Consider the following 23,771-nt stretch of genomic DNA (forward strand, 5'->3'; position numbering starts at 1 on the left):
GGAACTTGCAGCATCGTTCCTGGGAGCTTCTGTGCACATGAACCAGCTGAAGAGCAGTCCGGATGCCGTCGGGAGCGGCAGCGCACCGTGCCTGGACATGTTGATGATCAACCGCTGTCTGCGGTGTGAGAAGCTGCTCGCGCCGATCACGTCCGGATGTTCGTCCTGCGGATCCGGCGAACTCGAGCGTGTGCCGTCGTCGGGTGCGGGGTCGGTCGTGTCGTGGCGGATTGTGGACCGGGCCCCGACCGATCGGCCCGGCGGGTTGGTGCCGCTGACGATCGCCATCGTGGCGCTCGACGAGGGCCCGTGGGTCTACACCTCCCTCGAAGGGGAGATCCCCTCGGTGCCCGGCCGGTCCGTGCGCGTTCGATTCCAGCCGCATCCCCCGGAAGGGGGGTTCCCGGTCTTCGCGGTCAGCACCGATTCGCCCTGATCGCGCCGCGCCGCTGCCGGGCACAGCGTTTGCCAGCGCCGCTGTGGTGCGGGAAGGGTATACGACCCCACCGCATCCGACCTGGCGATATCCTGGGGATACGTCCTCGAGAGGTGGGCAATGGTGGGTTGCCGTGGATGGGGTGAATCGGTGTAGTCGATGACCGATGCCGATCCCTTCGCGACACAACGCGATGTGTCCGGTTCGGTCGCGGCGGAGTTGGCGGCGGCCGGGTTCTGCGACGCCGTGGAGATCGGCCGGGGTGGTTTCGGCACTGTCTATCGCTGCACGCAGGTCTCGCTCGACCGGGTCGTGGCCGTCAAGGTGCTCACCGCCGATCTGGACGAGGACAACCGGGCCCGGTTCTTCCGCGAGCAGCGGGCCGCAGGCAGGCTGACCGGACACCCCAATATCGTGAACATCCTGCACGCCGACGTCGCCGATGACGGTCGCCCCTACATCGTCATGCCGTACTACCCACACGGCTCTCTGGACGCACGGCTGCGCGGCAACGGGCCGCTGGGACTCGAGGAAACGCTGCGGCTGGGGGTGAAGATGGCCGGGGCGCTGGAGGCGGCGCATCACTCCGGCGTGCTGCATCGTGACGTCAAGCCGGGCAACATCCTCTACACCGACTACGACGAGCCCACGCTGGTGGATTTCGGCATCGCACATATCGGAGGCGGGTTCGTCACCGGTTCCGGCATCGTGACCGGCACGCCCGCCTTCACCGCTCCGGAAGTGATCGCGGGCGAGGCGGCGAGCCCGGCCGCCGACGTCTACGGTCTCGGCGCCACCTTGTTCGCCGCGATCACCGGCCATGCCGCGTTCGAACGCCGCGACGGTGAGCAGGTGGTGGCCCAGTTCCTCCGGATCACCTCCGAGCCGGTACCCGACCTGCGCGAGCACGGCATACCGGAGGACGTGTGCGCCGTCGTCGAAGGCGCCATGGCCGCCGATCCTGGCAGCCGCCCTTCCGCCGCGGAACTGGGCGAGCAGCTTCGAGCGGCGCTGACCGGGCACGGTTTCCCCGTCGATGACATGGCTCGGTACGCCCCGCCCGCGGGCGGGTCCTCCGACCGGAAGTTTCCTTCGACGGGCTCGCGGCCGTTGCGAGCTGCGGAGGCTTCTCCGGCTTCGGGGAGCATCCCGCTGGAGCTGACCAGCTTCATCGATCGGCGGACAGAGTCGACGCGAGCGATGAACGCGTTGTCGAGTTCGCGGTTGGTGACCCTGACCGGGATCGGGGGAGTGGGCAAGACGCGGCTCGCGGTGCAGGTCGCCACCGCCGCGAAACGCGATTTCGCCGACGGTGTGGTGTTCGTGGAGATCGATGAGCTGCGGGACGAATCGCTGCTGCCGAGCGTCATCGCGGGCGCGCTGGGCCTGCAGGACCGGTCGGCGCGGCCGTTACGCGACGTACTCGCCGATTTCCTCGCCGATCGTGAACTGTTGCTCGTGCTGGACAATTGCGAGCAGTTGGTGGCAGCGGTGGCCGACCTCGCCGAGTCGTTGCTTCGCGCGTGTGGTCGATTGCGGATTCTCGCGACGAGCCGTGAGCCGATCGGCATCGCGGGGGAGGCGATCGTGCCGATCCACCCGCTGGCCGTCCCCGACCCCGATCGGCTGCCGAGGAACCCGGCCCGTAACGACGCGATGAGATTGTTCGGCGACCGGGCTGCCACGGCAGTGCCCGGCTTCGAGCTGACCGAGGACAACCAGGTCACCATCGCCAGGATCTGTCAGCGGCTGGACGGGTTGCCGTTGCCGATCGAGCTGGCGACGGCTTGGTTGCGGGTGATGTCGCCGGAGCAACTGCTGGGGCGCTTGAACGATCGGTTCGCTTTGCTCACTCGCGGCAGCAGGAGCGCCCCGCCGCGGCAACAGACATTGCGCATGTGCATCGACTGGAGCTACGACCTGTGCACCCCCTCGCAGCAACGCGTCTGGGCTCAGTTGTCGGTGTTCGCGGGCAGTTTCGATGTCGAGGCCGCCCACTATGTCTGCGGCGACGACCTGTCAGCGGGCGACCTCCTGGACATCGTGGCGTTCCTCGTCGACAAGTCGATCCTCACCCGCGAGGAGCCGGGTGACATGGTGCGGTTTCGAATGCTGGACACCGTGCGTGACTACGGCCGCGAAAAAGTAGAGGGGACCGGCGAATACGACGAACTGTGCCGCCGTCACCGCGACTGGTATCGACAGCTGGCGCTCGACGCGTATGCCGACTTCATCAGCCCCCGCGACTTCGAATGGATCGGCCGGTTGCGCCGGGAACAGGCCAACCTTCGGCAAGCGCTGGAATTCTGCGTTTCCGACGATCCCGAAGCCGGACTTCGGATCGCCATTGCGCTGTTGCCCTTCCGGTTCTCCCACGGCTCACTCGTCGAAGAGCGTGGCTGGCTGGAGCGCCTGCTGGCCCACCGCACCGGCCGCGTCACCGTCGACCAGGCCGAAGCGGTGTACGCCGCCTGCCTCATCGCCGCGGTACAGGGCGACCTGCCGGGGGTGGCCGATCTGGTACGCGACGGACACGCGCTGGCCAGGCAGGCGAGCGACCCGCTGATCGACGCGCACATCGACTTCACCGAGGGACTCCGCGCGCTGTTCGGCGGGAGTCCGTCCGAAGCACGCCCATATCTCGAGAGAGCCCTTCGGGTCTACACCGAGCGTGGCGGCCTGCTCCTGTTCCGGATCGACGCGCTGACCTTCCTGGGGCTCACCCACGGATTCGACGACGACAGCGCGCGGGCTATCGCATGTTACGAGCGCGCGCTCGCGATCATCGAAGAGCACGGAGGGACGATGTACCAGGCCTACGCGCTGTGGGCGCTCGGCATTTGCTGGTGGCGCTGCGGCGAACCGGCGCGCGCGTCTCGCCTTCTCACGCGAGCACTTCGGGTGAGCAGCAGAGCGGACGACCGTACGAACATCGGCATGTGCCTGCAAGCACTGGCCTGGATCGCCGCCGACCAGCAGGATGCCGAGCGCGTGGTCGTATTGACCGCGGCCGCTGAACAGATCGGCCGGTCCGCGGGCACCACGCCGACGCAGTTTCCGGACCTGCTGCGCTACCAGGAGGAGTGCGAGCGCCGAACACGAATTTCGCTCAGCGAGCAGACCTACGCCGCGGCCTATCGGGAGGGCGCCGCGCTGGATATCGATGCCGCGATCGCCTACGCCCTGGGTGAACAGGCCTCGCCCGTTGCGGGCGATCCCACCGGCCGCAAACTGACCAAACGCGAGCGGGAAGTCGCCGAACTCGTCGCCGAAGGCCTGACCAACAGGGAGATCGCCGCTCGCTTGGTGATCTCGCCACGCACCGCCCAGGGGCATGTCGAGCACGTGCTGACCAAACTGGGGTTCACTTCCCGGACCCAGGTCGCGGCGTGGATAGCGGCATCGCACGACAACCGCTCCGGAACATGAGCGACCCCCGCACCTCTGTGCCCGCGGCGTCGCCGAGGCCGGAGCCGCCTGCGAGCACGAGCCGGACCACGCCGCGGCACCGCCGTGCGGAACATTTTTCCTATGACCGGCGCGGCCGGCCGGTCGATAGTGGTGGCCCCGAACAGCGAGAAAGGGCCACACATGAGCGACGACGATCTGCTCGACTTCGAGCGCGATACGTTCACCTACGACGGCAAGACCCGCGCACTCTTTCGCCGGGGCAGCGGTCCCGCCGTGATCGTCATGGCGGAATTTCCCGGCATCTCACCCGAGGTGTTCGATTTCGCCCGCCGAGTGGCGGGCCTTGGATGCACGGCGGTGGTGCCGCATCTGTACGGCAAGCCCGGTCGCGACCCGAGCCCGGCGGCGCACGGCTTGGTCTCCGCGCTGGCGAACGTCGCAGGCCAGTTCGGGCCGATCTGCGTCAGCCGTGAGTTCGTCGTGCTGGCCACCGGCCGCACTTCACCGGTCGTGCACTGGCTGCGGGCGCTGGCCGAATACGAGCACGGCCGGTGCGGCGGACCGGGAGTTGGCGCGGTCGGAATGTGCTTCACCGGTGGTTTCGCCCTCGCCATGGCGGTCGACGACCGTCTGATCGCGCCCGTGCTGTCCCAGCCGGGACTGCCGCTGGGGCTGACCTCCCGGCAGAAGTACTCCATAGATCTGTCCGCTTCCGACCTCGCTCGCGTGAAACAACGCTGCGGCGAAGGACTTTCGGTGATGGGGCTGCGATTCCGCGGGGATCGGCGCTCCCCGGCCGAACGATTCGACTTCCTGCGCGACCAACTGGGTGACGCCTTCATCGCGATCGAACTCGACGACGCCGCCGCCAACCCCGACGCGGTGCTCAGTCCCCACTCGGTCCTGACCGAACACCTCATCGACGAACCCGGCCAACCCACCCGAGCCGCCCTCCATCGGGTACTCGACTTCCTCGGCGGGCGGCTGCTGCCGGATCACCGGCCGATCGGCGAGCGCTCGTAGCCTCCTCGCGCTTCGAGCCCGCCACGCGAACCGGGAGCAGAAATTGTCTCCGCCAACCTCTTGCACTCGCCTGTGGAGAGTGCTAAAAATTATCTGTGTCTAGCGACATAGGTTATCTGAGTTCTCTTCAATAGAGAGTGGAGTGAGCTGGAGGTGACGACCATGTTGATGCGCACCGATCCGTTCCGGGACTTGGATCGTCTGACCGAACAAGTGTTCGGGACCCCGGCCCGGCCGGCGGTGATGCCGATGGATGCCTGGCGGGACGGGGACGAGTTCTTCGTGGAACTCGACCTGCCCGGCGTCGACCCTGATTCGCTGGATCTGGACGTCGAACGCAACGTGGTCACCGTGCGGGCCTCGCGCCCACAGCTGGATCCGGGGCGGGCGATGATCGCCTCGGAACGCACTCGCGGCGTGTTCAGCCGTCAGCTGTTCCTGGGCGAGAACCTCGACACCGATCGCATTCGCGCGGACTACCGCGACGGGGTGCTGCGGTTGATCGTCCCGGTGGCGGAGGAGGCCAAGCCCCGCAAGATCGAGGTCACCTGCGCCGGGCACGAGCGTCAGGCGATCAACGCCTGAGCGCGGGTGCTGCCGCACCGGAGGTCTGCGTCATGACCGCCGTGGCCGACGTCGGCGCACCCGAGTTGTCGTGGCTGGATGACCGGCTGCTCGCGCTGGATCCGGACCTCGAAGAGTTGTTCGGCGAGGTGGACGACATCCTGCGCGGGGCACAGGCGCGATGGCGGCCACGACCGGGCCGGGCGCGTCCGAGCAATAGCCGGCGACCGCGGCAGCCGCCCCGGTTGCGGGGGCGGCGCCCGGAGCCGGCGCCCGCGACCCAGCGCAGCCCGCCCGCGCGCCCGCTGCGGCTGGATGGCCGACCAGGAGTGAGAGCGAGGTGATGCGCGTATCGCACAAGAGCACAACATGATTCCGCGGCCAGCGGAACACGACCTGCCGCACCCGCATCGAGCAGACCGGCTCCCGGCTGTGTCCGGGCATTGACGGTCGCCGTGCCCGCCACCGGAAGTGGCACCGGGCAGGCGCTGTTCCGCCCGTCAGCGGAAGTTCATCGACACATGTCCTTCGATCCCTTCTGTCGACGGGTGGGCCCGGTCGGCGCAGAGCGCCGGGCCCACCCGGCCCTTCGCCGGACTCCCGCACGATCACGGTTCGAGGAAGGAGACCGCCATGTCCACGTTCCCGTACGGCAGCGACACCGATCGCGCCGGCCAAGACACCCTCGTCTACGACCATGACCGCGACATCGGCCTGGACATCGCGGCGGTGCACCCGCTGGCCGAACGCATTCGTGCCGCGTTCGACACCGCCGCTCTCACCGACCGCATCGACCAAGCCTGGATCACCCCGGACCCGTATGACGACTACGACCTCGCCTACTGACCGCATCCCGCACCTCGACCCGCACACCGAAACGGAGCTACCGCGCTGGCAGCACGGGCACGTCGCCTGGTTCAACACCGAGAAAGGCTTCGGCTACCTCACTCCCGACCGCGGCGAGCCGGTATTCGCCGAGTATCGCGTCATCGCCACTCCCGGCTACAAAACCCTCACCGCCGGGCAACCGGTGATCTTCACCTACACCGACACGCCCCGCGGTCCCGAAGCCACCCAGATCATTCCGTACACCCGCACCGGCACCACTCCACGTCCCGCACCGCATCGCCAGCGCGGCGACCACGGGAGATCGACTCGCCCGCGCCGACCTCACCGCCGGTACCGCCCATGAACGTCGGCGGTGCGGGGGCCGAGCGGAATTCGGCTCCGCTCGGTCTCTCGGCCGCCGGCTGCTTGCGCTGGGCGAAGCCGCTCCCCGGTGCCGTGTTCGCCGCACGCGTGCTCTCGAGCCGGTGCCACCGATCGCCCTTGCCGGGTTCCGATTCCACTGCTACACCGGATCTATGTCGATGAATACAGATTTATTAGTTCGCAATCCACAAAATCTGCCACAGAACGCACCGGCGCGCCCGAGTGACTGGCATCCGGGGTCGCTGTGGTGGGATGCCCGAACCGTGCTGGTGACCCACGAGATCGAACCGGGCCGCTGGGAGCGGCTGCGGCGGCTGGTGGTACCGGTCGGGCTCGGACGACTGGCGTTCCGGCTCTCGTCGTGGTCGCCGGAGGCGGCGCGGATGATGCGCGACCGCCGGGTCATCGTCCAGGCCGGGGACTGGCGCGGCGAGCCCGCCATCGGATCCCGCGAGCATCAGGGCAGCGTGCAGCTCTACGGCCCCGGTCCGCTGGCCGACACCGTCGCCGAGGGCCTGCGGATCAAATACGGCCGGCGCTTGACCATGGCCCGGCTCGGGCATCAGCTGCGGCTCGGCTCGGCCCCGTACGCGGACCTCGTCGCCGTGGTGACCGTCCGCGAGAACAAGGGCCTGCTCGCCCTGCCCTGACCGCGCGGCCCTGTGCTCGCGTCGGCCGCCCACGCGGGAAGGCGGGACCCCGCCGCGTCCTCGAACTATGCCGTGTCCATCGACGGCCCACTAAAACTCGTGCCGGAACAATGCCCTGACGGCGGGGGATTCGACTCGCCGTCGGCCTGCGCGTTTTCCATCTTCTCCGCTGGGTACAGCCCCGTGGTCCCCGAGAGAAGGAGTGATGCAAAATGCGCAAGTTCATCGCGATCCCCTTGACGGCGCTCACCCTCACCCTCAGCGGAGTCGGTGTAGCCGAAGCGGTCCCCGCCCCGGCGCCCGTGACGCTGGCCCAAGACATGCATAACGAGGACAAAGACAGTGACAAGACCGGTCTGTGGGGCCTGCTAGGGCTGCTTGGCCTGGCGGGCTTGGCCGGCTTGGCTCGCCGCAAGGAAAACCGCGATGTTCCGTCCACCGGAGCACGCCCCCGCCAGCCCTGAACCGCTTTCGACTCGGGCCCTGTCATGGGCAGGGCCCTTTCTGTCGAATGTTCGGCCGCCAGCTGCGCACGCCGAACGATCCGGCCGGACCTCGGCCACCGTGCCGCCTTCTCGGTGTGCAGCGGTCTTTCACCCGGACGAATCTCGGATCTGGTCGCTCCTGCGCGAGGCCTGGCGTTGCACGCGCACAACCGGCGGCCCGGCGTGGTCGGCCGAATGCCTTCACCGGCGCAGCGGCGGCCTTGCCATCGCGAGTTCCCCTCGCCGGGCCGCCCGCCACCAGCGCTGTCCGGAGTCGATGCCACGCCGGATCCTGCGCACGGCGGGTACCTGTGTGAGCAGGTGTAGCTGATATCGCCACGGCATTTGCAGCCCGTGCCGAACCGCCATCGCATAGGCGAAGCGCACGGCGTGGCGGTCGAGATACCGGTCGGCGTGTTCGAACCAGACCATGCTCGTACGGGCGGCGGCCTGGATCGGGCGCAGCGCGGCGCGCCGCTGCGCGTCGTAGTTCTCCAGCGCGTCGGCGACCTCGGCATGCTCGTACAGGTTCTGTGCGAGCACGACGGCGTCCAGGATCGCCAACCGGGTGCCCGAACCGATGGTGAAGTGCGTCGTGTGCGCCGCGTCGCCGAGCAGCACCACGTTGTCGTGATACCAGGTCTTGTTGGTCACCTCGGGAAAGCGGCTCCACCTTGCGAACTCGCCTCGTGTCTTGCTCATCAACGAGTGACCGTCGAGGGGGCGCCGGAAGATGTTCTCCAGAACACGCAGGGTCTCGAGGTTGTCCAGGGCATCGAAGCCGAGTCCGTGCCAAGTCTGCGGTTGACACTCGACGATGCAGGTGCTGATTTTCCCGGCAACCGACGGGTAGGCATGGAACCAGATCCACCCGGCCGAGGTGTGTTCGAAGGCGAAAGTGAATCGGCTGAACACCATGTCGGTACCGAGCCAGATATATCGATTGTCGCCGAAAGCGACGGAGGTACCGAAACGTTGACCACCCAGCTGCCGTATCCGGCTGTTCGCGCCGTCGGAGGCGACAACGAGATCGGCGTCTTCACAGCCGGACAGATCGTCGATCTCTCGCCCGTGCTGGACATCGACGCCCAGCTCGCACGCCCGTCGGGAAAGGACGTCGAGCAATGCCGCGCGCCCCATGCTGAATCCGTAGCCACCGAAATATGCGGTTTGGTCGTCGCGTATCCGGATCGCCTGTTCACGCCAGAGGACCGACCCGGCACGCACCGCCTGAGCGCTGTCGGGGTCGTTCCGATACAAAATGTCGAGCAGGTCGTCCCAATACACGACGCCCCAGCCGTAAGTGGACCCGGGGGGATCGCGATCCATCACCGTGATGTCATGGGCCGGGTCGCGCCGCTTCATCGAAATAGCGAAGTACAACCCGGCCGGCCCCCCACCGATACACACGATCTTCATCTCGTCACCGGCTTCAGCCCGGTCGGTCGATCCTGGCGTCACATGTACTCGATGTGGCCGAGCCCGGCACGCTGTGCGTGTCCGGGCTCGATCACCGGCGCTGGAACGCTAGAAGCTGCCCCAGCCTCCCCATCCGAAGGGGTTCCACCAGCCTCCGCCGTTACCCCAGCCGCCCCCACCCCAGCCGCCGCCGCGCCAGCCCCCTCCACCCCAGCCGCCGCCACCCCAGCCCCAGCCCCCGCGGCCCCAACCGCCGCCACCCCAGCCCCCGCCGCCCCAGCCGGGGTTGTCGACGAGTTGGGTTGCGGACGTGGGCGTCGTGGCCTGCGCGGTGGGCGCTTGCGCCGCGGCTGTGACGACCGGAATCGCGGCAACAGCGGCTATACCGGCGGCAGCCGCCAACCGGGCGAACTTCGTGTGTGAATTCTTTCTCTCGAACATGATGGGCTCCAGGTACAGTCCCGACCTGCTCGAATCCTACGCGCCTTCGCGGAACTCCATAAGCCACCGCGGGAACTAATTCAGAATTACACCGTATTTCCGACCGTTGCCCTCTCCGAGGACTCCGGAACGGGCCCAGTGGTCGAGGCGCGTCGCATAGGGATCATCACTGCGGCGTGGCTGCTGGCAATTGATCTGACATATGTACCTAAAGGCGACATTCCGAAGACCTACCTGTTGGCCGCCGCGATGGAAGTAGGCTGGTTGACGGCGTGGTCGCGTCCGGCTCTGCGGGCGCGAGCCCAGGCTTTATTCCAACGTGTTCCGGGTTGCCGGCGCTGTCGGACAACCCGTCATTCACCCGGTTTCGGCTCTCGCTTCACGGGTACTTCGCGGGCGCCCGAACGACGAAGAAGGTGCAAGATGGCGGCGATTGCGCGTGAGATTCCACCTGTCGAGGCGATACGGCCTTACCCCGCGCGAGTCGGGCCGAAAGGCTCGTTCCTGTGGAAGATGGTCACCACCACCGATCCCAAAGTGCTCGGGATCCTCTATCTGACCTCGGCGACCGGATTCTTCCTCATCGGCGGTCTCATGGCACTGCTGATGCGCGGCGAACTCGCCAGGCCGGGCCTGCAATTCCTTTCGCCGGAGCAGTACAACCAGTTGTTCACCATGCACGGCACCATCATGTTGCTGTTCTACGCGACACCTGTGGTGTTCGGCTTCGCCAACGCGATCCTGCCGTTGCAGATAGGGGCGCCGGACGTCGCCTTTCCGAGGCTCAACGCCCTCAGCTACTGGCTGTATCTGTTCGGCGCGACGATCGCCACCGCCGGATTCCTCACCCCGGGCGGCGCCGCCGACTTCGGCTGGACCGCCTACACCCCGCTCAGTCTGGCCGAGCACTCGCCCGGCCCCGGCCCCGACCTATGGATCATGGGCTTGGCCGTCTCCGGTCTGGGCACCATCCTCGGCGCGGTGAACATGACCACCACGGTGATCTGCCTGCGCGCACCGGGGATGACGATGTTCCGGATGCCCATCTTCACCTGGAACATCCTGGTCACCAGCATCCTCGTGCTGCTGGCCTTCCCGATCCTCACCGCCGCGCTGATGGCCGTGGCCTATGACCGGCATCTGGGCGGGCACATCTACGACCCGGCGACCGGCGGCTCGATCCTGTGGCAGCACCTGTTCTGGTTCTTCGGCCATCCCGAGGTCTACATCATCGCGCTGCCGTTCTTCGGCATCGTCACCGAGGTGATCCCGGTGTTCAGCCGCAAACCCATCTTCGGCTACACCGCCCTGGTCTACGCCACGCTCGCCATCGGAGCTCTTTCGGTCGCGGTATGGGCCCACCACATGTACGCCACCGGCGCGGTGCTGCTGCCGTTCTTCTCGTTGATGACGTTCTTGATCGCGGTGCCCACCGGTGTGAAATTCTTCAACTGGATCGGCACGATGTGGCGAGGTCAATTGACCTTCGAGACGCCGATGCTGTTCTCCGTCGGATTCATCGTCACCTTCCTGCTCGGCGGACTGTCCGGCGTCATCCTCGCCAGCCCGCCACTGGACTGGCATGTCACCGACACCTATTTCGTCGTCGCCCATTTCCACTACGTGCTGTTCGGCACCATCGTGTTCGCCACCTTCGCCGGCATCTACTTCTGGTTCCCGAAGCTCATCGGACGCTTCCTGGACGAAAGACTCGGGAAAATCCACTTCTGGACAACCCTGATCGGCTTCCACGCCACCTTTTTGATCCAGCACTGGCTCGGCAACGAAGGCATGCCGCGCCGGTATGCCGACTACCTCCCGACCGACGGGTTCACACTGCTGAACACGATCTCCACCCTCGGATCGTTCCTGCTCGGCGTCTCCATGATCACGTTCGTCTGGAACGTCTTCAAAAGTGCCCGTTACGGCGAGGTGGTGACCGTCGACGATCCCTGGGGCCAAGGCAACTCCCTGGAATGGGCGACCACCTCACCGCCCCCGCGGCACAACTTCTACGAACTACCCCGCATCCGCTCCGAACGCCCGGCCTTCGAACTGCACTACCCCCACATGTCCGCGCGCATGCGCGCCGAAGCCCACGCGGGGCGCACGACACACGGAACACCCGTAGCGATCGCGAAAGCAGACCAGCAAGCCGACACCGAGCCGACACCCACCTCCGGAGGATGATGCTCAATATGTGTCCACGCGTCGCCGATGGAGGTAGCCGCGGGAAGCGCGCTCGTCTGAGCGCCGGAAGCGATCGAACCGGCGACGAGGATTCCGGCGCGCCCGCCACGTGTGAGCCGGGGACGGCTCTCGGTCAGCAGCGGCCGAAGACGACGGCTGCGTTGTGGCCGCCGAATCCGTAGGAGTTGTTCAGCGCGTACTCGATGTTCTGGGTGCGTGCGCTGCCGTGGACGATGTCGAGGTCGATCTCGGGATCCTGGTTGTCGAGGTTGAGGGTGGGCGGCACCACCCCGTCGCGGATGCTGAGGACGGTGAGGGCGGCTTCGACCGCGCCGACCGCGCCGACGGAGTGTCCCAGCGCGGATTTGGGTGCGTAGACCGAGGGGTGGTCGCCTACCGCGGCGCGGATCCCTTTGGCTTCGGCCAGGTCGCCGAACGAGGTGGATGTCGCGTGGGCGTTGACGTGGTCGATGTCGGTGGGGCTCACGCCCGCGGTTTCGATCGCGCGGCGCATCGCCCGGATGTTGCCCGCACCGTCCGGGTGGGGGAGGACCATGTGGTAGCCGTCGGCGGTCAGGCCGGCGCCCATCAGCCGTGCCAGTGGTGTGGCGCCGCGGGCTCGGGCGTGGTCTTCGGATTCGAGTACGAACAGCGCGGCGGCTTCGCCGAAGACGAACCCGTCGCGGTCGCGGTCGAACGGGCGGGAGGCGCGTTCGGGTTCGTCGATGCGTGTGCTCAATGCCCGCATCATCGCGAATCCGGCCACCGCCAGCGGGTTGATGCGGCCTTCCACCCCGCCCGCCACCACCATGTCGGCCTCGCCCAAGATGATCGAGCGCCACGCGTGCACCAGCGCCTCGCATCCCGACGCGCACGCCGAGACCGGCGTGATCACGCTGGCGCGCGCGCCGAGTTCCAACCCGACCACCGCGGCGGCGCCGTTGGGCATGGCCATGGGCACCGCGAAAGGAGACACCTTGCGGTAGCCGGCGTTCTGCATCTGATCATTGGACTCGATGATCGTGTCGGCGCCGCCGAGGCCGGTGCCGATGCAGACGCCGAGCCGGTCGGGATCGACCTCAGGACGGCCTGCGGTGTCCCAGATCCGGTTACCCATGACGTAGGCGACCTGCTGGACGTAGGACATGCGCCGCTTCTGGACTCGGCTGAGTTCGTCGGTCGGATCGAGCTTGAACTGGCCGCCGATGTCCACGGGGATTTGAAAGCGCTCGAACTCGGGGTCCTTGACCTTGGCGATCCCGGTCTCCCCGGCGAGCAGTCCTTTCCATGTCGCGTCGGTGTCGGCGCCGACCGCGGTCGACATCTCGACAGCGGTCACGACCACACCCCGGAACCCTCCGTTGCTGGTGGAGAAGTCCGTCAAATCGGACATCGAACTCCTTCTTTCGGCTTGTCGGCTCGGCTGCTCCAGCGAGGCTATGTGCGCGCCGGAAGCCTGGGGTAGTAGCCCGAGTGCCGATCACCGCTACGATCGGGCCATGGAATCGGATGGGGGCGCGCGCCGGGTGACCGTGGTCATCCCCGACGAAGTAGTCGTTCTGGATGCCGCGATCCCGATCGACGTGTTCGGCTCCGACCCCAATTACCGGCTCGAGGTGTGCGCGGTCTCGCCGACGGCGCCGACGTCGGTGCCGGGGTTGTCCTGTGTGGCGGTGGCCGGGCTGGAGGCTCTGCGGCACGCGGAAACGGTGGTGGTGCCCGGTTACGCCTCCTACGCGACACCGCCGCAGGAGCCGGTGCTGCGCGCGCTTCGCGATGCCCACGGCCGAGGCGCGCGGATGCTGTCGATCTGTACCGGCGCGTTCGCTCTGGCCGCCGCCGGGCTGCTGGCCCACCGGCCCGCGACGACGCATTGGCGGGCCGCCCCGCTGCTGCAGAGCCGGTATCCCGACATCGAGGTCCATGCCGATCGCCTGTTCGTCGACGACGGCGACGTGCTGACCTCCGCAGGCGTGACCAGCGGGATCGACCTCTGCCTGCACGTGGTGCGCAAGGACATCGGCGCGGCCGCCGCCAACGAACGTGCCCGTGACCTGGTGGCGCCACCGGTCCGTGAGGGCGGTCAAGCGCAGTACACCCGGCAGTTCCCCAAGCAGACCTCCGCGGGCGTGCTCTCCGAGACGCGCGCGTGGATCCTCGCGAACCTCGACCGGAGGCATTCGCTCGAGGACCTGGCCAGGCGGTCGAATCTCTCGCGCCGCAGCTTCATCCGCCGATTCCGGGAAGAGACCGGAACCTCGACGCACGTCTGGATCACCAGCGCGCGCCTGAACCAGGCGCGGGAGCTGCTGGAGACGACGGAACTGCCCATCGACCAGATCGGCTACCGCGTCGGACTGGGCAACCCGGCCAATACCCGGGCGGTGTTCAAGCGCTATCTGGGAGTCAGTCCGGGGCAGTACCGACGCACGTTCGCGATCCGCGACTGACGGGCGCCGCCGGTCTAGCCGGGCAGCCGCTGCGCCGGGTAGCCGTGCAGGCGCGGATCGGCGTCGCCGACGACGACAGGATGACCGACCAGTTCGAACATCGCGGTGTCGGAGTGGTGGTCGCCGAACGCCGCGCAAGACGACAGATCGATGGCCGCTTCCTCGGCGTACCGCAGCAAGGCCGCGGACTTGTCGGCGCCGACCATCGTCGCGACGACCTCGCCGGTGTACCTCCCCGCGGCCGTCGCCAAGGTCGTACACAGCACCGACGACGCGCCGACGACCTCGGCGATCGGGCGCAACGCCGGGGTGAACGAACCCGACACCAGGACGATCCGGGTTCCGGTGTCAGACAACTCGGCCAGCCGCCGTCGCACCGCGATGTTGAAGAACGCCGGGTCCGCGCAGCGGGAGGCGAACCATGCACGGCCGACCTGCCGCACGTCGGCGACGTCGCGGCCGGCCCAGTGCCGATAGAACCACCGATGGGATTCGCCGCGGCTCATTCCCGCCGCCCGAAGCGCCAGGAACTCCTCGAGCACGGCGTCGGCCTCGGCGCCGCGCCCGCGTCGCCGCGCGTCGAAGGAGAACAACGACAAGAAGGTGACATCACGCACCAACGTTTCGTCGACATCGACGAAAGCCGCCGGTACCGAGCAGCTTTCGGTTCCCATCGGACTCGCCCCCGCGGATTCCCGAGTCCCCTTGTTGGTCATGGCGCGGCCTCTGCCTGAACGGCTGAACCGGTGCGCTGTCCGTCCCCGGTTCTCCGCTCACCGTCGGGCAGGGCGCGCGGGACACCGAAGAGTTTCAACAGCGGTGCCGTCATCGCGGTGGTGATCAACGCCATCATGACCAGCAGCGAATACAGCCGCTGGTCGATGACGCCGATCGTGAGCCCGATGTTGAGGATGACCAGTTCGGTCAAGCCCCGGGTGTTCATCAGCGCGGCGAGGGCAGCGGCCTCGGTCCGGCCGGTGCGGCTCAGGCGAGCCGCCAGGTAGGTGCCGCCGAGTTTGCCGGCGAGTGCGGCGAACATGATCGCGGCGAACTCGGTGATGCTGGCGCGGTCGAGTCCGCCCAGGTTCACTTGGAGGCCGGCGACGACGAAGAACGCGGGCAGGAAGATGCTGCTGAGCAGTTGCGCGCCGTTGTCCACGGCCGCGCGCAACCGTCGGGGGAAGACGACGCCGAACAGGAACGCGCCGAAGATCAGATGCAACCCGATCCATTCGGTGGCCGCTCCGAGCAGTAGAGCGCCGGAGACCCCGATGAAGACCATGTTCGCGGGGTTCTTCTCGGATCCCGCGCCCGCGAGGCGATCCAGGGCGGGACGTACCGCCCACCACATGACCACGACCAGCGGAACGAACAGCAGCAATCGCCAGTGGTGGCCGAGGCCGGGTCGGGCGACGCCGATGACCACCGCCAGGACGCACCAGGCGAGGACGTCGTCGAGTGCGGCGCACGTCATGGCGGACTGGCCCAGCCGGGTGCCGAGCAGTTTGCGGTCGTGCAGGATGCGCGCCAGCACCGGGAATGCCGTGACGGCGAGCGCGCAACCGATGAAGAGCGCGAAATTGAGGCGGTTGCCGCCGTCGTGGCGGGCCAGCGCCCAGACCGCGATGGCGGAGCCGAGCGCGAACGGTGTGAGGTAGGCCGACAGCGCGATCGCGGTGACCGATCGCCGCCGTCCGGCGACGGACCGGAGATCCATCTCGAGGCCGGCCGAGAACATGAAGATCATCACGCCCACGTTCGCGAACGCGGTGAGATACGAACGCGTGTCGTGCGGGAAGACGGTTTCCGACAGGTGCGCGCCCAGCACCGTGGGGCCCGCGAGTATGCCCGCCACGATCTCGCCGATCACCGGCGGTTGACCCAACTTCGCGGCCAGCCAGCCGAGCAGACGCGCGGCGGCCACGATCAGGACGAGATCCAGCAGCAGAAAGATCATTTGGTCGCTCGGCAACGCCTCGACTCCGTTCGACACCGAGGACATCGCGGAAGCGGATTCGACACTGGCACGGGGTATCTCCGTATCGCACCGATCGCAGCGCGGAACCCCCGAAACATGGACTGCCTGCCCCGCGACGATATCGCACCCGACCGGCCGGCGAGAGTGGACAGTGAGCTACGCCACCCTCGCCGTGACCGTGCGCGCCTGCTGGCGCAAAGGAGTGCATCTCTGTCGCGAATCGGACTGGCTGGTCGTTCTTTTCGGCGGGAATACTTCTCTTCATGGCTTGCGCCGGTCGGAGGGCGCAGCCGAGGGGAGTCGACGTTGTTCGAAGGTAAGACAGTACTCGTAACCGGTGCGGCGACCATCATCGGCGCCGAAGTAGCCCGGGTCTTCGCCGAATATTCCGCGAATGTCGTGCTGGGAGACATCGATACGGACGGGGGACAAAAGGCGGCCGCGGCGATCGGCGACCGCGCCTTCTTCCTCCCCCTCGACCTGCGCAGCGACCCGTCGGTCAGGTCGTTCGTCGCCGCCGCGATCGACCGGCACGGACGCATCGACACGCTGGTCAACATCGCGTGCGTCTACGGTGACGACGGGCCGGGTCCGGACGCGCGGGCCGAATGGCTGGAGGTGCTGAACACCAATGTCGCGGGCACGGCGATGTTGTGCGCGCAGGCGCGCGGCGCATTGCGGGACACGTCGGGGTCCATCGTCACCTTCACCTCGCCCAGCGGACGCATCGCGCAGGCAGGCCGGATTCGATACCCGGTCAGCAAAGCCGCGTTGCTGCAGCTGACCCGCAGTCTCGCCTTGGAATACGCGGCCGACGGGATCCGGGTGAACAGCGTCTCACCGGGCTGGACCTGGTCTCGCGTGATGAACGAGCTCACCGAGGGCGACCGGGCCCGGACCGACGCGGTGGCGTCGCGGTTCCACATGCTGGGCCGGGCGGGCGACGCGCGCGAGATCGGCGAAGTGGCCGCCTTCCTCGCTTCGGACAAGGCGAGCTTCGTGACCGGCGCCGAGTGGACCGTGGACGGCGGCTACTCCGCCCTCGGCCCCGAGCAGACCACTTCGGCGATCGAGCTTCTGCTGCGCGAGCGGCCGCCATCGCACGCACCCTCTCTGACCTAGGAATCGGACCATGACTGCAGCAACAATTTCGGCGACCTCCCTGCTGAGCGCGGTGCGTTCGCTGACCCCCGACCTGGCGGCGCGTCGCAGCGAGATCGATGCCGAGCGCAAGCTCCCGATGGACATCGTCGAGCGGCTTCGCGACATCGGCGTCTACCGCATGTGTTTCAGCGCGGAGATCGGCGGCCCCGGCTTGACTTCGCTCGAGCAATTGGAAGTCGTCGAGGCGCTGTCCTACGGGGACACCGCGACCGGCTGGTGCGCCATGATCGGCGCCGCCACCGGGATCTACGCCGGATATCTCGACGAGCAGGCCGTCGCCGAGCTGATGCCGACGCAGGATCTGATCACCGCGGGACTGATCTTCCCGGCCGGCCGCGCCGAACGGGTCGCGGGCGGATACCGGTTGACCGGACGGTGGAAGTTCGGCAGCGCGATCACGCACGCCGATCTGGTCATCGGCGGTGCGTTCGTGACCTCGGGTGGCCGCATGGAGGAGACCGCGGAAGGCGGGCCGCTCGTCCGGCTGTTCTTCATGCGCCGCGACCAAGTCGCCGTGTTCGACACCTGGGACACCACGGGCCTGCGCGGCAGCGGCAGCAACGATTACGCGGTCGAGGACCTGTTCGTTCCCGACCGCCATTCCTTCGCGTTCAGCGAACGCAAGAGCTGTCGCGGGAGGCTGTCCGAGCCGGAGGCCCTGGCCCGGATCATGCCGGGTGTGCCACTGGGAACCGCCCGTGCGGCACTGGATTACGTGCGCGGCCTCGCGGACGGGAAGATCGTGACCGCGACCGGACAGAAGTGGGCCGACAACTACCGGGCCCAGTACCTGCTCGGCGAGTGCGAGATGGAGTACATCGTCGCGCGCGGCGCCGTCGTCAACACCGTGGCGCAACTGTGGGACGCGCTGGAGGGCAAGCGGTTCGCCGACCTGCCCACCGATCTGCGGATCGCGACCGCGCTGGCCAGAACGAACGCCTTCCGTGCCGCGCAACGGATCGTCACTCGGTTGTGCGAACTCGTCGGCACCGATTCGATCTACCGGCCGAATCCGCTCGACATCTGGTTGCGGGACACGAACACCATGGCCCGGCACATCATCGCGCACGACCAGGTGATCCAGTCCACCGGCGCCTTCGTCCTCGGCGGCAGGCCGGAATTCCCCTTCGTCGTCGGCCTGGGTTGATCGCGATGGAAATCGACACTCGTAAACGGCTGCCGTCGCTGACCGGGCTGCGGTTCTTCGCGGCGTTCTCGGTCTTCGTCTTCCATGTGATGCTGCCCAACTCGCCGATTCCGCCCTACAAGCCGGTGAATCTCTTCGCCGACCCGGATATCGCCTACGATGCGGCGTGGGTGGTCGGCAAAGCCGGATTCCTCGGGGTCTCGTTCTTCTTCATCCTGAGCGGCTTCGTGCTGACCTGGTCGTGGAAGCCGGGATCGAGCAAACTGCAGTTCATCCGGCGGCGCGTGGTGAAGATATTCCCCAACCACCTGACGCTGTGGCTGGCGTCGATGGTGCTGTTCGCGGCGGCGATCACGCCGTGGAAGGCATGGCTGCCGAATTTCTTCCTGCTGCACGCCTGGTTCCCGCAGAACTATATCAATGCGGGGGTCAACACGCCGTCGTGGACATTGTCTTGTGAGCTGCTCTTCTATGTTCTGTTTCCGTTCCTGATTCCGCTGGTGCTGCGCGTCGACGGAAAGTATCTGTGGTACGGAGCCGCGGCGATGGTGGCCGGCATGGGCGTGATCGTGCTGCTGACCGTATTCGTCATCCCCGGTTCCGAGAAATCGGAACTCACGCCGATACCCGTGCTGCAGCTATGGTTCGGATATCTCTTCCCGCCGACGCGTCTTTTCGAATTCTTTCTCGGGGTGTTCATGGCGCGAATAGTGGCGGAGGGCCGGTGGATACGGATTCCGTTGTGGGCGGCCGTGGCCGCGGTCGGCGTGGGGTACGCGGTGGCGACGTACACGCCGTTCTACATCGGCTTCATCCTGGCAACCGCTGTTCCGCTCGCGCTGCTGATCGCGTCGGCGGCGCAGTCGGACCTCGACGGCACCTCGAAATTCCTGTCCAGCCGGCTCGCCGTGCGGCTCGGCGAGATCTCGTTCGCCTTCTATATCTGTCAAGGCGTGACGCTGTTCTATGTCCGCCGGCTGATGAACGCCGCCACGTTCAGTGCTCCGGTCGCGGTGTTGTTGATCATCGCCCTGTTCTGCCTGAATATTTTTGCCGCGTGGTTGTTGTTCACTTTCGTGGAATCTCCGGCGATGCGCCGCTTTGCCCGGCCGAAACGGCCTGCGGTCGCCGCAGAAAGGATGGCCGGCCAGCCGCTCCGGAGCACATGATCGACGGAGATCGAAATTCCTGTTCGGAGGTCCGTGGCGTTGCCGCGGGCCTCCGAATTCATTTGTATCCCCATGCCTGGCAATGTGGTTGCCCTGCCGTCCTGGCGGCGGTATCCTGATGGTGTTATAAACCACAGTTTAGATTGTGAATACGGGGGGTGTTTCATCGAATGGGCCACGTGATTCGGATTCGGCTGTGAGCATCGGGGCTCGCCGATCCCGGATATTGATCCGGCGTCTGAATCACTTTCCCACTACGACGTTCTGATCGCAGGCAACTACCGACGGCTCGATTCGCGCTGATGGCGGAATTGTCGCCGTGTGGTCCGTTGCGTGCGCTCGTTGGTGTGTCCGGAAGGTAGTAATGAGCACGACTGTCGACAACGGCTCCGAGCGCGTCCAGGAGCTCGGGCGACCACGACTACACAGACCCGGCGACGACGTCGGATCCGTTGCCACGCAGATACTTCACATCGTCTTCGCCCGCCGGCGCAGTGCCGAATCGAAGTCCCTGTGCGACCTGGCCCCGTGTGCGGACTGTTTCGCACCGCACCTGGCCAAGGTGATCCGATACCTCGAGGCCCGCGTGCCGGTCCACTTCATCATCCCCGCGTTCCCGGCGAAGTCACGCAACCGCCGCAAGACGCTGGGACGCTTGCCCGATATGGCGGAAACGCTGGCGATCGAGTCCCTGCAAGGGTTCTGCGATCAGATCTCGGCCGTCTACCGGCCCGGCGCCATCGTCACGATCTGTTCCGACGGTCACGTCTTCAGTGATGCGTTGGGAATCCCGGACGCTCACGTCGACGACTACGGCGACGAGCTGCGCCGGATCATCCGGTCGACCGGCGGGGGTTCCATCGGCCTGTACGGCCTGCGCGACGCGATGCCCGAGATGACCTGGGACGAACGCAGGCAGCGGTTGCTGAAGGAGTACTCCGACGGCATCGACGTGCTGCGCGAGGCGGTCAGGACCGATCCCGCGGCCCGGCGGATGTTCAACGGGATCCATCGCTTCATGGTCGAGGACAACTCGGCGCTGCTGCCCGAGCTGTCCGCGACGCAGCGGCGGAACCGGTCGAAGGAGACGGCTTACGAAGTGGTGCAACGCAGTCAAGCGTGGAGCAGTCTGATGGCGGAGATCTTCCCGGACGCGGTGCGGCTGTCGATCCATCCGCAGGCGAACCACTCGGAGAAGATCGGATTCCATCTGCTGCGCACCCAGGACAGCTGGCTGACGCCGTGGCACGGCGTGGTGCTCGACGACGGAACGAATTACACGCTGGTCAAGCGGATGCATGCCGAGGAACTGGGGGCGCGCGTGGTGTGGCGCAACAGCCGCCCCAGCCACTTCGTCCTCGGAACCACGCCCGTGACCGAAACACAGCGAGGGTGAGGAGACCCATGACGAAAAGCGTGAACAAGGTGCTGCCGGACAGTGAGCCGCTGCGGCCCTTCGGCCGGCTGGTGGCGTCCGATACGGAGGGGCGCACCCTCGCCGACGTGCCGATCGAGGAGCTGCTCGCACTCACGCTCCAGGCGAAAGTGGTCGTATTGCGCGGATTCGGGCTGCTCGGCAAGACGGAACTGGAAACCTATTGCCGCGCGGCGGGAGAGATCCTGCAGTGGAACTTCGGGTCCATCCTCGATCTGGTGGTCCGGGACACTGCCGAGAACTACCTGTTCGACAAAGGCGACGTCCCGTTCCACTGGGACGGTGCGTTCGCCGAGCGTGTGCCGCGGTTCTTCCTGTTCCAATGCGTACGAGGAGAGGGCGCCGGCGGCGAGACCGTGTTCTGCGACAGCGTCCAGGCCTATCGGGACGCGCCGGAAGACCTGAGGCAGCTGTGGGCGCGAACCACGATCACCTACCGCACCGACAAGCTGGCCCACTACGGCGGACTGGCCGAATGGCCGCTGCTCGGCACGCATCCGGCGACCGGCGAGACGACGATCAGATATGCCGAACCACTCGACCCCGCCCGCTACGCCAATCCGCTGTTCTTGACCGTGGACGGCATCTCGGCCGAGGACGGCGTCCGGGTCATGGAGGACTTGCGCGAGCGGCTGCACGACCCTCGCTACTGCTACGCCCACGAGTGGCGGACCGGCGACATCGCGGTGGCCGAGAACCACGCTCTGCTGCACGGCAGGAATGCGTTCACCGGCTCGGTCTCCCGGCATCTGCAGCGCATCCAGATCATCTGAGCAATCGGCCATCAGAGAGGAATGTCAATGGCTAACCCAATCTCCAGACCGGCGGACGAGTACGACGTGGTGATCATGGGCGGTGGTCCCGCCGGGTCCACGCTCGCCGCGATGCTCTGCCGCGACACCGATCTGCGTGTGGCGATCTTCGATCGCGAGGTGTTCCCGCGGGAGCACATCGGCGAATCGGGTGCCCACCCCCTGGTGCCCGTTCTGCAAGCCAGCGGCGCGCTGGAGAAGGTGCTCGCGAGCGAGTGCTGGATCCAGAAATTCGGCGGAATCTACCAGTGGGACACCGACCGGCCGTTCGTCGGCTTCTTCGAGCACGCCGACTACCTGGTCGACGGCGTCCACCGATGGTCGGTGCACGTCAATCGCGCCGAATTCGACGCGGTGCTGCTCGAGCACGCCGAAGCCTGCGGCGCCCACGTCTTCCAGGGCGTGCGGGTCATGCGGTTCCTCCCCGGCGACGGCAAGGCCACGGTGGTGCTGGAAGACGGAACCGAAATCGCGGCAGGCTATTTCGTCGACGCGTCCGGCCGGGCGAATCAAGTGGCCGCCCGTGGTTCCCAGCGCGACAAGCAATGGCTGTCGGAATACCGCAACGTGGCCGTCTGGTCGCACTACCGCAACTGCGTGCCAGCACAGCGGGCGGAGGGCGACTGGAACGTCTTCCGCGCCGACGATCTGTCCCCGATCTACGCGGTGGCCTTCGAGCACGGATGGGTGTGGTACATCCCGACGCCTCGGTTGGTCGACGGCGTCCGGGAAACCGTGTGGTCCATCGGCATCGTCACCAACCCGGAGTCGATCGCCCGCGTGGATCTGCGTGATCCGGACATCTTCCTGAAGACGATCAAATCGATCCCGGTGCTGCAGGATCTGGTGGCGAACGCGGAGCCGATTCGTGCCGAGATGCTGACGGCCACCAACTATTCCCGGGTGAGCGAATGCTTCGGCTCGTACCAGGACCGGTGGATGGCGGTCGGTGACGCGTCGTACTTCGTCGATCCGCTGTTCTCCTCCGGGATGTCCTTCGCCGTCACGCAAGCCTGGGCGGCCGCGCTGGTCCTGCGCAAGACGTTCGACGAGGACCTGGACGAGCGATCGAAGGAAGACCTCTGGCGCGACTACGACGTCGAGTGGCGCGGCATGGCGCAGACCTGGGCACTGAGCATCGACCAGTGGTATCACGAGATCTCGCGCTCGCATCCGGACAGCCCCTACTGGAGCGCGGAAGGCAGGCGGGTGGAGGTCGACAACGCCACCGAGGGAACGTTCCAGGCGCTGCTGAACACCGCGCTGGTGCCCGACCTGCTGAACATCATGACCAAGGGCTCCCGCGACCCGCGTGACCTCGCCACCGAGGGGCCCTACCTGCGGGCCTTCACCGCCGCCGACGCGGTCGAGCTCGCGGCCGACGACATCGTGACGTTGTCGGCGGACGCGCGCATCCGCGCAGGTGTGGCAGCGGACATCCCGGGCTTCAAGGGGATGTCGCCGCCGTTCGAGATCCCGCAGGAGGCGCGCGACGGGCTGGCCAGGTACTGGCGCGACCCCATCGCGAACAGCGACGCGGCGCCGTCGCCGCTCGCCGACACCGTCGCCTGCCACCGGATCTACTCCGCGGCCGACCCGGACGTCGAGGTGCGATGCCTGGAGCGGGACGGGGGTGAACAGCTGTGGGAAACGCTGAACCGTGGTCCCGCCAGGTGGTCGGAGCTGGCGCCCCGATTGACAGTGCTGCAGGGACGAGCCTTGAAGCGTTTGATTCGCGCCGGATTGGTGGTGGCCGGCCCGGAAGCGGACCAGCGGGTCGGCTAG

General features: G+C 67.0%; 22 protein-coding genes. 17 read left to right on the plus strand and 5 right to left on the minus strand.

Annotation, left to right across the window (positions count from 1 at the left end):
• The first annotated feature begins 37 nt into the window (after window positions 1–37).
• The 9 genes from ACWDMM_RS23055 to ACWDMM_RS23095 all read left to right on the plus strand — a co-directional run bounded on the left by ACWDMM_RS23055 (window position 38) and on the right by ACWDMM_RS23095 (window position 7,760).
• Window positions 38–436 carry a Zn-ribbon domain-containing OB-fold protein gene (locus tag ACWDMM_RS23055; protein ID WP_195081536.1) on the plus strand — a complete coding sequence of 133 codons (399 nt, stop codon included), beginning with the start codon at window positions 38–40 and terminating at the stop codon, window positions 434–436.
• Between the two features lie 159 nt (window positions 437–595).
• The gene (locus ACWDMM_RS23060) at window positions 596–3,865 is read left to right on the plus strand and encodes a protein kinase domain-containing protein (RefSeq protein WP_449939429.1); all 3,270 of its coding nucleotides are present in this window, start codon (window positions 596–598) and stop codon (window positions 3,863–3,865) included.
• A gap of 162 nt (window positions 3,866–4,027) precedes the next feature.
• Window positions 4,028–4,870, plus strand: coding sequence for a dienelactone hydrolase family protein (locus tag ACWDMM_RS23065; protein ID WP_195081538.1), 843 nt, complete (start codon window positions 4,028–4,030; stop codon window positions 4,868–4,870).
• A gap of 147 nt (window positions 4,871–5,017) precedes the next feature.
• Entirely contained in the window at window positions 5,018–5,455 is a 438-nt protein-coding gene (locus ACWDMM_RS23070; protein WP_357206470.1) for an Hsp20/alpha crystallin family protein, read from the plus strand.
• Window positions 5,456–5,487: 32 nt separating this feature from the next.
• A complete protein-coding gene (locus tag ACWDMM_RS23075) occupies window positions 5,488–5,778 on the plus strand; it encodes a hypothetical protein (protein ID WP_195081539.1) in 291 nt (96 codons plus the stop codon).
• Window positions 5,779–6,067: 289 nt separating this feature from the next.
• Window positions 6,068–6,280 (plus strand): hypothetical protein, encoded by a 213-nt coding sequence (locus ACWDMM_RS23080; RefSeq protein ID WP_449939432.1) that lies wholly within the window; start codon window positions 6,068–6,070, stop codon window positions 6,278–6,280.
• On the plus strand, window positions 6,255–6,626 hold the full coding sequence (locus ACWDMM_RS23085) for a cold-shock protein (RefSeq protein ID WP_195081541.1): 372 nt from the start codon (window positions 6,255–6,257) through the stop codon (window positions 6,624–6,626). The genes ACWDMM_RS23080 and ACWDMM_RS23085 overlap by 26 nt, the downstream gene beginning before the upstream one ends.
• 283 nt (window positions 6,627–6,909) lie before the next feature.
• Window positions 6,910–7,296 carry a hypothetical protein gene (locus ACWDMM_RS23090; RefSeq protein WP_195081542.1) on the plus strand — a complete coding sequence of 129 codons (387 nt, stop codon included), beginning with the start codon at window positions 6,910–6,912 and terminating at the stop codon, window positions 7,294–7,296.
• 212 nt (window positions 7,297–7,508) lie between these two features.
• A complete protein-coding gene (locus ACWDMM_RS23095) occupies window positions 7,509–7,760 on the plus strand; it encodes a WGxxGxxG family protein (RefSeq protein ID WP_195081543.1) in 252 nt (83 codons plus the stop codon).
• A 222-nt stretch (window positions 7,761–7,982) separates the two neighbouring features.
• Here ACWDMM_RS23095 and ACWDMM_RS23100 read toward each other — a convergent pair whose 3' ends face one another.
• Both ACWDMM_RS23100 and ACWDMM_RS23105 read right to left on the minus strand, forming a co-directional pair.
• Window positions 7,983–9,146 carry an FAD-dependent monooxygenase gene (locus tag ACWDMM_RS23100; protein WP_323124299.1) on the minus strand — a complete coding sequence of 388 codons (1,164 nt, stop codon included), beginning with the start codon at window positions 9,144–9,146 and terminating at the stop codon, window positions 7,983–7,985.
• A 162-nt stretch (window positions 9,147–9,308) separates the two neighbouring features.
• Window positions 9,309–9,641, minus strand: a complete 333-nt coding sequence (locus ACWDMM_RS23105) for a hypothetical protein (protein ID WP_195081545.1) — start codon at window positions 9,639–9,641, stop codon at window positions 9,309–9,311.
• Window positions 9,642–10,064: 423 nt separating this feature from the next.
• Here ACWDMM_RS23105 and ctaD point away from each other — a divergent pair, with 423 nt between their 5' ends.
• The gene (gene ctaD, locus ACWDMM_RS23110; RefSeq protein WP_449939438.1) at window positions 10,065–11,831 is read left to right on the plus strand and encodes an aa3-type cytochrome oxidase subunit I; all 1,767 of its coding nucleotides are present in this window, start codon (window positions 10,065–10,067) and stop codon (window positions 11,829–11,831) included.
• Between the two features lie 133 nt (window positions 11,832–11,964).
• Here the strand turns inward: ctaD and ACWDMM_RS23115 are convergent, their stop codons facing one another.
• Window positions 11,965–13,224 carry a KasA/KasB family beta-ketoacyl-ACP synthase gene (locus tag ACWDMM_RS23115; protein WP_449939440.1) on the minus strand — a complete coding sequence of 420 codons (1,260 nt, stop codon included), beginning with the start codon at window positions 13,222–13,224 and terminating at the stop codon, window positions 11,965–11,967.
• A gap of 106 nt (window positions 13,225–13,330) precedes the next feature.
• On the opposite strand from ACWDMM_RS23115, the gene ACWDMM_RS23120 reads away from it, so the two are divergent.
• Window positions 13,331–14,281, plus strand: coding sequence for a GlxA family transcriptional regulator (locus tag ACWDMM_RS23120; protein ID WP_195081547.1), 951 nt, complete (start codon window positions 13,331–13,333; stop codon window positions 14,279–14,281).
• 14 nt (window positions 14,282–14,295) lie between these two features.
• On the opposite strand, the gene ACWDMM_RS23125 is transcribed toward ACWDMM_RS23120, so the two are convergent.
• Together ACWDMM_RS23125 and ACWDMM_RS23130 are read right to left on the minus strand one after the other, a co-directional pair.
• Window positions 14,296–14,955, minus strand: a complete 660-nt coding sequence (locus ACWDMM_RS23125; RefSeq protein ID WP_449939444.1) for an HAD family hydrolase — start codon at window positions 14,953–14,955, stop codon at window positions 14,296–14,298.
• Window positions 14,956–14,993: 38 nt separating this feature from the next.
• Entirely contained in the window at window positions 14,994–16,283 is a 1,290-nt protein-coding gene (locus ACWDMM_RS23130; protein ID WP_449939447.1) for a cation:proton antiporter, read from the minus strand.
• A 282-nt stretch (window positions 16,284–16,565) separates the two neighbouring features.
• Between ACWDMM_RS23130 and ACWDMM_RS23135 the strand changes: the two genes are divergently transcribed.
• The 6 genes from ACWDMM_RS23135 (at window position 16,566) to ACWDMM_RS23160 (ending at window position 23,771) form a co-directional block, all read left to right on the plus strand.
• Window positions 16,566–17,381, plus strand: a complete 816-nt coding sequence (locus tag ACWDMM_RS23135) for an SDR family oxidoreductase (RefSeq protein ID WP_357206413.1) — start codon at window positions 16,566–16,568, stop codon at window positions 17,379–17,381.
• A gap of 10 nt (window positions 17,382–17,391) precedes the next feature.
• Window positions 17,392–18,570: an acyl-CoA dehydrogenase family protein gene (locus ACWDMM_RS23140; protein WP_449939451.1), complete on the plus strand. Its 1,179-nt coding sequence runs from the start codon at window positions 17,392–17,394 to the stop codon at window positions 18,568–18,570.
• A 5-nt stretch (window positions 18,571–18,575) separates the two neighbouring features.
• Window positions 18,576–19,739, plus strand: coding sequence for an acyltransferase family protein (locus ACWDMM_RS23145; RefSeq protein WP_449939454.1), 1,164 nt, complete (start codon window positions 18,576–18,578; stop codon window positions 19,737–19,739).
• Between the two features lie 364 nt (window positions 19,740–20,103).
• Window positions 20,104–21,135, plus strand: a complete 1,032-nt coding sequence (locus ACWDMM_RS23150) for an L-tyrosine/L-tryptophan isonitrile synthase family protein (RefSeq protein ID WP_449939456.1) — start codon at window positions 20,104–20,106, stop codon at window positions 21,133–21,135.
• Between the two features lie 8 nt (window positions 21,136–21,143).
• Window positions 21,144–21,947: a TauD/TfdA dioxygenase family protein gene (locus tag ACWDMM_RS23155; RefSeq protein ID WP_449939459.1), complete on the plus strand. Its 804-nt coding sequence runs from the start codon at window positions 21,144–21,146 to the stop codon at window positions 21,945–21,947.
• Window positions 21,948–21,974: 27 nt separating this feature from the next.
• A complete protein-coding gene (locus tag ACWDMM_RS23160; RefSeq protein ID WP_449939462.1) occupies window positions 21,975–23,771 on the plus strand; it encodes an NAD(P)/FAD-dependent oxidoreductase in 1,797 nt (598 codons plus the stop codon).

It is taken from the genome of Nocardia sp. NPDC003726, from assembly GCF_053586955.1.

What these genes read in the sequence shown, in the direction of transcription:
- ACWDMM_RS23065 (WP_195081538.1), top strand. Translation starts at nt 4,028, where the DNA reads ATGAGCGACGACGATCTGCTCGACTTCGAGCGCGATACGTTCACCTAC.
- ACWDMM_RS23140 (WP_449939451.1), top strand. Translation starts at nt 17,392, where the DNA reads ATGACTGCAGCAACAATTTCGGCGACCTCCCTGCTGAGCGCGGTGCGT.
- ACWDMM_RS23125 (WP_449939444.1), bottom strand. Translation starts at nt 14,955, where the DNA reads ATGGGAACCGAAAGCTGCTCGGTACCGGCGGCTTTCGTCGATGTCGAC.
- ACWDMM_RS23105 (WP_195081545.1), bottom strand. Translation starts at nt 9,641, where the DNA reads ATGTTCGAGAGAAAGAATTCACACACGAAGTTCGCCCGGTTGGCGGCT.
- ctaD (WP_449939438.1), top strand. Translation starts at nt 10,065, where the DNA reads ATGGCGGCGATTGCGCGTGAGATTCCACCTGTCGAGGCGATACGGCCT.
- ACWDMM_RS23160 (WP_449939462.1), top strand. Translation starts at nt 21,975, where the DNA reads ATGGCTAACCCAATCTCCAGACCGGCGGACGAGTACGACGTGGTGATC.
- ACWDMM_RS23060 (WP_449939429.1), top strand. Translation starts at nt 596, where the DNA reads ATGACCGATGCCGATCCCTTCGCGACACAACGCGATGTGTCCGGTTCG.
- ACWDMM_RS23080 (WP_449939432.1), top strand. Translation starts at nt 6,068, where the DNA reads ATGTCCACGTTCCCGTACGGCAGCGACACCGATCGCGCCGGCCAAGAC.
- ACWDMM_RS23100 (WP_323124299.1), bottom strand. Translation starts at nt 9,146, where the DNA reads ATGAAGCGGCGCGACCCGGCCCATGACATCACGGTGATGGATCGCGAT.
- ACWDMM_RS23155 (WP_449939459.1), top strand. Translation starts at nt 21,144, where the DNA reads ATGACGAAAAGCGTGAACAAGGTGCTGCCGGACAGTGAGCCGCTGCGG.
- ACWDMM_RS23055 (WP_195081536.1), top strand. Translation starts at nt 38, where the DNA reads ATGAACCAGCTGAAGAGCAGTCCGGATGCCGTCGGGAGCGGCAGCGCA.
- ACWDMM_RS23130 (WP_449939447.1), bottom strand. Translation starts at nt 16,283, where the DNA reads ATGTCCTCGGTGTCGAACGGAGTCGAGGCGTTGCCGAGCGACCAAATG.
- ACWDMM_RS23115 (WP_449939440.1), bottom strand. Translation starts at nt 13,224, where the DNA reads ATGTCCGATTTGACGGACTTCTCCACCAGCAACGGAGGGTTCCGGGGT.
- ACWDMM_RS23120 (WP_195081547.1), top strand. Translation starts at nt 13,331, where the DNA reads ATGGAATCGGATGGGGGCGCGCGCCGGGTGACCGTGGTCATCCCCGAC.
- ACWDMM_RS23075 (WP_195081539.1), top strand. Translation starts at nt 5,488, where the DNA reads ATGACCGCCGTGGCCGACGTCGGCGCACCCGAGTTGTCGTGGCTGGAT.
- ACWDMM_RS23145 (WP_449939454.1), top strand. Translation starts at nt 18,576, where the DNA reads ATGGAAATCGACACTCGTAAACGGCTGCCGTCGCTGACCGGGCTGCGG.
- ACWDMM_RS23150 (WP_449939456.1), top strand. Translation starts at nt 20,104, where the DNA reads ATGAGCACGACTGTCGACAACGGCTCCGAGCGCGTCCAGGAGCTCGGG.
- ACWDMM_RS23095 (WP_195081543.1), top strand. Translation starts at nt 7,509, where the DNA reads ATGCGCAAGTTCATCGCGATCCCCTTGACGGCGCTCACCCTCACCCTC.
- ACWDMM_RS23085 (WP_195081541.1), top strand. Translation starts at nt 6,255, where the DNA reads ATGACGACTACGACCTCGCCTACTGACCGCATCCCGCACCTCGACCCG.